At 61.3% G+C, this 8,408-nt stretch carries 8 protein-coding genes; 2 read left to right on the top strand and 6 right to left on the bottom strand.

Features of this window, described 5'->3' with window-relative positions; translation table 11 throughout:
* A partial coding sequence (locus BGIM_RS68470) for a GP88 family protein (RefSeq protein WP_193789044.1) occupies positions 1 to 432 on the top strand: 432 nt, incomplete at its 5' end.
* A gap of 61 nt (positions 433 to 493) precedes the next feature.
* Here the strand turns inward: BGIM_RS68470 and BGIM_RS0135835 are convergent.
* The 5 genes from BGIM_RS0135835 to BGIM_RS58845 all read right to left on the bottom strand — a co-directional run bounded on the left by BGIM_RS0135835 (position 494) and on the right by BGIM_RS58845 (position 7,169).
* Complete coding sequence (locus BGIM_RS0135835) at positions 494 to 874, bottom strand: response regulator (RefSeq protein ID WP_040891434.1); 381 nt, start codon at positions 872 to 874, stop codon at positions 494 to 496.
* Between the two features lie 463 nt (positions 875 to 1,337).
* Positions 1,338 to 1,781 carry a response regulator gene (locus tag BGIM_RS0135830; protein ID WP_020474469.1) on the bottom strand — a complete coding sequence of 148 codons (444 nt, stop codon included), beginning with the start codon at positions 1,779 to 1,781 and terminating at the stop codon, positions 1,338 to 1,340.
* A complete protein-coding gene (locus BGIM_RS58850) occupies positions 1,778 to 3,001 on the bottom strand; it encodes a sensor histidine kinase (protein WP_052640143.1) in 1,224 nt (407 codons plus the stop codon). The genes BGIM_RS0135830 and BGIM_RS58850 overlap by 4 nt, the downstream gene beginning before the upstream one ends.
* Before the next feature lie 143 nt (positions 3,002 to 3,144).
* Positions 3,145 to 5,166 carry an ATP-binding response regulator gene (locus tag BGIM_RS0135820; protein ID WP_020474467.1) on the bottom strand — a complete coding sequence of 674 codons (2,022 nt, stop codon included), beginning with the start codon at positions 5,164 to 5,166 and terminating at the stop codon, positions 3,145 to 3,147.
* A complete protein-coding gene (locus tag BGIM_RS58845) occupies positions 5,163 to 7,169 on the bottom strand; it encodes a histidine kinase dimerization/phosphoacceptor domain -containing protein (RefSeq protein WP_084760301.1) in 2,007 nt (668 codons plus the stop codon). The genes BGIM_RS0135820 and BGIM_RS58845 overlap by 4 nt, the downstream gene beginning before the upstream one ends.
* A 488-nt stretch (positions 7,170 to 7,657) precedes the next feature.
* Here BGIM_RS58845 and BGIM_RS0135810 point away from each other — a divergent pair, with 488 nt between their 5' ends.
* On the top strand, positions 7,658 to 8,023 hold the full coding sequence (locus BGIM_RS0135810) for a response regulator (RefSeq protein WP_238537786.1): 366 nt from the start codon (positions 7,658 to 7,660) through the stop codon (positions 8,021 to 8,023).
* Here BGIM_RS0135810 and BGIM_RS0135805 read toward each other — a convergent pair.
* The gene (locus BGIM_RS0135805; protein ID WP_020474464.1) at positions 7,995 to 8,339 is read right to left on the bottom strand and encodes a response regulator; all 345 of its coding nucleotides are present in this window, start codon (positions 8,337 to 8,339) and stop codon (positions 7,995 to 7,997) included. The genes BGIM_RS0135810 and BGIM_RS0135805 overlap by 29 nt on opposite strands.
* Positions 8,340 to 8,408 lie beyond the last annotated feature (69 nt).

Below are 8,408 nucleotides of genomic sequence, written 5' to 3'. Positions count from 1 at the left end.
GAGATACGCCGCAAAGGATGCCTCGTTTTACGTGTGCATTCAAGCGGCGATTTTTTCAGTCCAGTGTACGCCGAAAAGTGGCTCTGGATCATGAAGAAAGTCTCCCGACCAAGGTATTACTTTTACACGAGGTCATACCGAATCCCGGAGATAGCTGAAGTGTTGGAGAAAATGGCCGCACTGAAGCAGGTCCGGGGGTGGTACAGCACTGATTCTGAAACGGGAACGCCTGAAAACGTGCCCAAAAGAATCCGAACGGCTTACCTCCAAGTCGATGAAGACACGCCGCCCGAACCGGCCGACCTTTTGTTCCGTGTCCGTCGCCTGCGAAAGCAGCCTCGTCCTCGGATCGGGTTAACCGTTCTGCCGTTGTGTCCAAACGAAAGTGACAAGGAAATCAGTTGTGGTGCTTGCACCCGTTGTTTTTCCTGATTGAAATGCCTTTCAAGGTTTCACCCTTGGGGCTTTTCTTTTCCCAACTCACTCCCCTCCATCAAGTCATCATCCTGGCCAGCCTCACCAACTCCATCGGGTCGGCCGGTTTGATTAGATGCAGGTCGAAGCCCGCGGCGTCGGTCCGTCGAAAATCCTCGTCTCGTGCCATCGCCGTCAGGGCCACCAGCTTGATTGCGTGGTCGGCCATCAATTCGCGGAGGCGTTGGGCTAGCTCATCCCCCTCCATTCCCGGCATGTTCAAGTCGATGAAACACAACGCGGGGGGTGACTCCACGGCCATCCGCAGGGCGGTTTCCCCGTCGTAACAGGCACGGGCATCAAACCCGCACATCTTGAGCAGCGTGGCGCACATGTCGGCGCCATCTTGGTTGTCATCCACGCAAAGGATGCCTGGAGCATTGGGAGTGATGTTGGGCATGGTCATCTCGGCGAGGTGATTTTGGAATCCGTGTCGCTTGACAAGCCACATCGGTGGAATGATTTCCGCACGTCGCATGCCGTGTCGTTAAGGTGATTTTCCGTCTTCCATCCCGGCCGTTTCTCATTGTTTCGGCACGCGCCTTGCACAATCGTTTGATCTCATCACCGTCCGGTCCAATCCTCACATTGAGGGGCAAGTCATTGCCGACACCATCAACACGAACCTGCGAGAACTGCGTGGAAGACTCGTCTCCGCAAGTGAGATGGCTCGTTCCCTTTGCCGGGGCGAGCCGTTTCCTTTAGACCACAGACCTCAATGACGCATTCCCCTCCCGCGATCCCCCGTTTCCGGACGCCAACATTCGACGGTGTCTCCTGTCCTCCGTCGTCGTTCCGGGATCAGGTCAGGGGAAGGCTGGTGCGGCGGTCGATCACCGTACTCCGGAAGGTGGCGAGGGTGGTCACCCTCGGGGCACCGGAGCCTCGTTGAGCACCAGCCAGTACATCTGGAGTTGGTGGATGGCTTCGGCGAAGCGGGCAAATTCCACCGGCTTGCGGACATAGCTGTTCGCCCCGAGGTCGTAGCTTGTGATCAGATCTTCCTCCTCACCGGAGGAGGTGAGTATGACCACGGGAAGTCGGCGAGTCCGGGGATCAGCCCGAACCTGTCTCAGCACCTCCAGGCCGTCGACTTTGGGCAACTTCAGGTCCAGAAGCACGAGCTCCGGCAGGTCCTTCGCGTCTTTGCCGGCGTGGGCGGCGGTGCCAAACAGGTAATCGAGAGCCTCCTGGCCGTCTCGCACCACGACCATCGCATTGGCAACGCGGCTCCGCTCGAAGGCAAGGATGGCCAGATCCTCGTCGTCCTGGTTGTCTTCAACCAGAAGAATCACCTTATTATTCATGCTGACTCCTTCTCGGGCAGGGTGAAATAGAACGTGGCTCCGCCGCCTGGAAGACTTTCAGCCCATATTTGTCCGCCGTGGCGACGGATGATTCGCTGGACGGTGGCCAGACCGATGCCGTTGCCAGGGAAATCCCGTTGAGGGTGAAGCCGCTGGAACGCCCCGAACAGTTTGGAGGCGTGGCGCATGTCGAAGCCCGCCCCGTCGTCGCGAACGAAGAACGCCGGGAGTCCCTTCTGCTCGGTCCTGCCGAAGACGATGGTTGCTTCCGGCTTCTTCCCGGTAAATTTCCAAGCGTTTCCCATCAGGTTCGCCAAGACGACCTTGAGAAGACCGGGGTCGCCCTCGCCTGCCAAGTCAGGCCCGATGTCGATGAAGACCCGGCGGTCTGGCTCGCTCTGACGGAGTTCGGCCGCGACCGCTTGCGCCAGTCCCGAAAGGTCCACTCGCTCCGACCTGATGTTCCCGCGGCTAAGCCGCGAAAGCCGGAGCAAATCGTCGATCAGTTCCCCCATCCTCCGGGTGCCCGCCCGCACGCGTTGAAGGTAATGCCGGCCCTTGTCGTCGAACTGTTCGCCGTAGCCGCGGAGCAACTCGTCGCTGAATCCGTCCAGCGCGCGCAAGGGAGCCCGGAGATCGTGACTCACCGAATAGGCGAATGCCTCAAGCTCCCGGTTCGCCGCCTCCAATTGGGTTGTGCGTTCCAGAACCCGACGCTCCAGTTCATCATTGAGCCTGGCGGTCACTTTTTCCGATTCCCTTAACGCGGCGATCAGGGTGTTCGATTTCAGCAGAGTCATCACGCGCACCGCTTCCACGGAAATGGCCAAATCCCGCGCCTGCCGTCCCAATAACGCGATTTCCGTCTCGGCCCGCAAGCGGGCATCCATGCGCACCGCTTCCACGGAAATGGCCAAATCCCGCGCCTGGCGCCCCAGCAAGGCGATCTCGGAGTCCGATTGCAAACTTGCCTGGCATCTCAGACTTTCCACGAAATCGGCCAAATCGCGGGCCTTCTGTTCCAGGGCTTCGATCGTCTGATCCGACTGCAAGAGGGTTTTCTCCCTCGTTGTTTCGACAAACCGCGCCAGTTCTCGCGCCTTCAATTCCAGCGTCTCGATACTGTCATCAGTTTCCGCAAGAGCCTGCCGTCGCGCCTCTTCGACCGAACGCGCCAGTTCAAGGGCTCGTTGCTCCATCGCTTCGATTGTCTTGATCATGCGGTCGCAGCCTCCGGGTTGGATGACTATTCGAGAAACAAAGTTCTTGCGGTTTGCGGTCAATGGCGGCCACAAATGCATTGCGAACCGGGAGGCGAGGCGGTTATCGACGCCGATCCCGCCTCGAAGGCCGGACTTCCAGCTCACAGGCGGTCCAGGATCTCCCGCACCTTGCCCGTCAGGGCGCTGATGCTGAAGGGCTTGTGCAGGAAGTCTGAGGCGGCCGACTCCACTCCCTGATGCACGAGCATGTCCTCGGTGTACCCGGACATGTAAAGCACCTTCATCCCCCGATTGAGGGCGGTCAGTCGGCCGGCCGCCTCCCGCCCCGACAGGCGGGGCATGATCAGATCGGTGAGCAGCAGGTGGATCGGATCCCGCTGCCGCTCACCAATTTCCACCGCCATCAGGCCGTCCGACGCTTCGATCACCTTGTAACCGCTCCTCTGCAGAACCATCCTGGTCATCTTTCGCACCGTCTCGTCGTCCTCGACGAGCAAGATGGTTTCTCGCCCCTTCGCCGCCGCCCGCGTCTCCTGGCCGGCGGGGGGTGTCGTCGGTTCGGCGACCAGAGGCAGATACACCCGGAACGTGGTTCCCTCCCCGACCGTGCTCGCCACCTCGACGTGGCCGCGGCTCTGCGTGATGATCCCGTACACCGTGGCGAGACCCAGGCCGGTTCCCTCCCCGACCCCCTTCGTCGTGAAGAACGGATCGAACACATGCGCCCGAACCCCGTCCGACATCCCGAAGCCGGTGTCACGGACCGACAGCATCGCGTACCCGCCCCGCTCCAGGTCGGGGCGCGTGCGTGCGGTTCCCTCGTCCAGCACGGTGTTCGTTGTGGTGACGACCAGCCGCCCGCCGTTCGGCATGGCGTCGCGGGCGTTCGCCGCCAGGTTCAGGAGAACCTGCCCGATCTGTGTCGGGTCGGCCTTCACGTGACCGAGGTCCGGGTCCGGATTGATCTCGAACTCGATGTTCTCCCCGATCAGCCGCTTGATCATCACCCCGATGTCCCGGAGGAGCGTGTTCAGGTTCAGCACGCACGGGACGAGCATCTGCTTGCGGCTGAACGCCATGATCTGCTGGGTCAGGGCGGCGGCCCGCATCCCCGCGTCGCGAATGTTTCGCAGAGAGTCGATGCGCTCGGCGGCGGGCATGGGGGCGGGGAGGACGGCGTCCGCGAGCAGCAGTTCGCTGAACCCGGCGATGACAGTGATGATGTTGTTGAAGTCGTGGGCGATCCCCCCGGCGAGCCGCCCGATGGCCTCCATCTTCTGGGCCTGCCGCAGGTGGTCCTCAAGCCGCTTGCGTTCGGTGATGTCGCGGAACACCAGGACCGCCCCGGACACTTCCCCGCTCGCGTCCCGGATCGGGGACGCGCTGTCGTCGATGGAGAGTTCCTTCCCGCCCCGGTTGATCAGGAGGGTGTCGGGGGCCAGTGTGGCGGGTTCGCCCTTCGAGATCGCGTCGAGGATCGGGTTCAGGACCGGCTTGCGGCTTCCCTCCCCGATGATCTGAAAAACCTCCCGCACGTCCCTGCCGAGCGCGTCCGCCTGGCTCCAGCCGGTCAGATGCTCGGCCAGCCCGTTCATGAACCGCACCCGGCCGTTCGTGTCCGTGGCGATCACCCCGTCGCCGATGCTGCCCAGGGTGGCCGCGAGCCACTGCTCGTTCTCCCGCAGCCGCCACTCCAGCTTGTGCCGGTACAGCCCGATCTCGATGGCCGTCCGCAGGGCGTTGTCTTCGTAGGGCTTTAGGACATACCCGAACGGGTCGGTCAGCTTCGCCCGCTGGATGGTCGCGCGGTCCGAGTTGGCCGTCAGGTACACGACCGGGACGTCCCGTTGCTTGCGAATCAGGCACGCCGCCTCCACGCCGTCGATTCCGGAGCCCAGGTTGATGTCCATCAAAATCAGGTCGGGGCGGAGTTCGACCGCCTTCCGCACCGCTTCCTCGCCAGTCGAGGCCGACCCCGCCACCACGTACCCCATCTCTTTCAGTTGCGTCTCGATGCACCTGGCGATGATCCTCTCGTCCTCGACGACAAGGATGGATGACGGAGCCATGAGAGCGTTATTGCCGGCGGGTTGCCGAAGATTATCGACGCACCCGGCGATGACGCCCCGGTCTTCGACGGCAAGGACATTGGACGGGGTCATGAGCGAGTTCCTGCCGGGTGGCTGCCGGCGGCTACGGGGAACCGGATGGTGAACGTGGTTCCCACGCCGGCGGTCATTTCAATTTCTCCGTCGAGCTGATCGACGAGTGTGTTCACCAACTGCATCCCGAAGGATGTGGTGTTTCGAAAGTCCGTGCCGACGGGGAACCCGGCGCCGTCGTCGGCGACGGTCAGGACGTTGGCCCCGCCGTCGCGGCGCAGTGCGACCCGGATGCGACCCGCAATGGCGCTGGCGAACGCATGCTTGAGACAGTTTGAGATCATCTCGTTCAGGAGCAGCCCGCAAGGGATGGCGATGTCGATGGTCAGCGACGGGATGTTCACGTCGAGTTCGAGCCGGATGTCGCCCGACACCCTGTAAGTGCGGAACAGGTCGGCGGCGAGCTGCCGGGAGTACTCGGCGAAGTCCACGCGAGCCAGGTCCTGGGCGTTGTACAGGCGCTCGTGGATCAGGGCCATCGACCGGACCCGCCCCCGGCTCTCCCGGAACATCTCCGCCGCCGCCCGGTCCGTCGTCTGACGGGATTGGAGTTCGAGCAGCGCGGAGACGATCTGCAAGTTGTTCTTGACCCGGTGGTGAATCTCTTGCAGGAGGACTTCCTTCTCGCGGAGAGACTCCCGGGTTCGTTCCTCGCTCGCCCGGAGTTCGCTCTCGATCCGGCGGCGTTCACAGAACTGACTGATCTGGCCGGTGATCTTTTCGAGCGTCGCGATCAGCGAGGCGTCCGGCTCGCGGAGTTCGGGGCTGTAAAACTCGATGACCCCGACCATGTCCGCGCCCTGGCGCATCGGCAGCCCGAAGCCGCCGCGCAACCCCTCGAATGTCACCGCCGGGCAATCCGTGGTTGGGCCGTCGAATCTGATGCCGGCTTCCCAGACAGGTTCGCGCGTGCCCCAGGCCCGGCCGGCGACGCCAATGCCGGATTCAAGAACCGTCTTTTGACTGAGCGCTTCGATGAAGCTCGCCTCGGCCCAGGCGGGGTGCCAAAGATGGATCCGATTCAAAACGTTGGCCTTTCGATCAACGATCCATAGGACGGCGACCTCCCAGCGGAGACACTCCGCCATTGTCTGCAACACCCTCAGGCCGGATTCCTCCAGACTGGTTGCCTCACTCAAAATGTCGGTCACCGTCTGGTCAGCCTTCTGAAATCGCTCGGATCGCTTCCGTTGGGTGATGTCGTGGGCGATGGTCGATGACCCGGTCACGACTCCGTTCGCCTCGCGGACGGGGGAAAGACTCTGAAGCACCTCGATCCGGCACCCGTCCTTCCGAACGCGCACCGTCTCGAATTCGGTGATGTGTTCGCCCGCGAGCAGCCGGCTGGCGTGGTTTTGGGGATTCTCGGGGGCGTCGGACTGGCGGCGGCGGCCAGGCAGGAGAGTCGAGACGTTCCGGCCGGTCATTTCCGTCGCCGGGAAACCGTATAGCTTTTCAGCCGCGGGATTCCAACTGGTGATCACGCCATCGAGCGTTTGGGCAATGATTGCCTCGCCGGACGATTCGACGATGGCCGCCAGGCGAATGGCCGTCTGCTCGGCCTCCCGTTTCCCTTCCTTCAACCGCCCGCGGGCCAGCGCTTGGCTGACAGCCGGTCCGAGCCGCGCGAGCCGGTCCTTCATGAGATAATCGGTCGCTCCGCGCCGCATGATATCGACCGCGAGCTCCTCGCCGATGGTGCCCGAAACGATGATGAACGGAATGTCCAGCTGACACTCACGCATGATCTCAAGGGCATTCAGCGCGTCGAACCCTGGCATCGAGAAATCCGCCAGAATAATCTCGGGCGGCGGTTGCAAATGGTCCCTGAAATCCTGCTCGGTTTCCACTCGCCTGGCATTGGGATCGTAGCCTTCTCGAAGCAGAGCGAGAAGCAGCCCCTCAAAGTCGTCATGATTGTCCTCGAGAATCAGCAGGCGAAGCGGCGTGGTCATGGTCGTATGCCCGTGAGGAGGAAGCCATTCCTTATGAGCCCGCCTCATTCGGCTGGCTTCCGATTTGATGCGTCGCCGACCAGTTATCGGGCGGCCTCGCTGAACTGCGCGTAGTTCACGGGGACTAAGGCGCGAAATGCCGCAGATGTTTAAGGTGCGAGAGGGTATTGTAACCGATCAGACCAGAATGCACTAATAATTGTCAGATTCAATCCAGGCCTCAGGGCAAGTCCTGGTGTCAAGCCGGGCAAGAAATCGAGCCGATATTCACCCTTGACTTAAAATAGTGTCTGCTGGCTCACCTCCTTCGCTTCTGGCTTTCCCCATGCGCGATCTCCCCTTTGCCATTACTACTTTCGGATGCCAGCCGATGTTGTTTTGAAGTTTATCTTTCCCCCAAATTGCCAATCCATGACATGAATATTCGTGTGCCGGGTATACTGAGATACCCCTTGTGATGGAACACCCCGTCAGGCAGCCGATGCCATAGGAACTTAATGATCTATGCAGAAGCCGGAAACCCCGGTCTGCCGTCCGTGTTGGTGGTTGATGATTACCCGGACTCCGCCGAATCGCTGGCGATGGTGTTAAAAACCCATGGCTATCCCACGGGCATTGCCCTCTCAGGACGTTCGGCCCTCGGTATTCTCTTATTGCCGGACATCGTCATTTTGGAACTGCGGTTAAGAGATACGGACGGCTGGAATCTGGTGAAGACGATTCGAGCAAGACCGGGCTCCGTGATTCCCGCCTTTATCGCGGTCACGACATGTGGTCAGCCTGCGGACTTTCTCAAGTCGGCCGCCGTCGGAATCAGTGCTCACCTGATTAAACCCGCCTCCATCGACCATATCATCTCCGCCTTGGCCAGTGTCAGTCATGCATTCCCTTCGCGATGTTGACCAGCATCGTCGGGTCGGCGGGTTTGATCAGATGGATTGCAAAGCCCGCCCTGGCCAGTCTTCGCACATCCCCCTCGCGGCTCATGGCTGTCACGGCCACCAGCGTCATCAGGCGCCGGGGCGCCAATTCCCGGAGACGGATTGCCAGTTCGTCTCCGTCCATGCCCGGCATGTTCAGGTCGATGAAACACAAGTCAGGAGGCGGTTGTCTGGCAAGGCGCAAGGCAGTGATCCCGTCGTAACAGGCTTCGGCAACAAACCCATTAAGGCTGAGTATCAAGGCGTTTGTGTCGGAAACGTCGTGATTGTCATCCACGCAAAGTATGTGAGGGAAAAGGGGCGGTGAGGTGTCGTTGGAGATAGCGGTTCCTCTCCCGCATGGGGA

It is taken from the genome of Zavarzinella formosa DSM 19928 (assembly GCF_000255705.1).
Lineage (GTDB): Bacteria > Planctomycetota > Planctomycetia > Gemmatales > Gemmataceae > Zavarzinella > Zavarzinella formosa.
The sequence above is the reverse complement of the archived record's forward strand: the minus strand, read 5'-3'. Positions and strand labels throughout refer to the sequence as shown.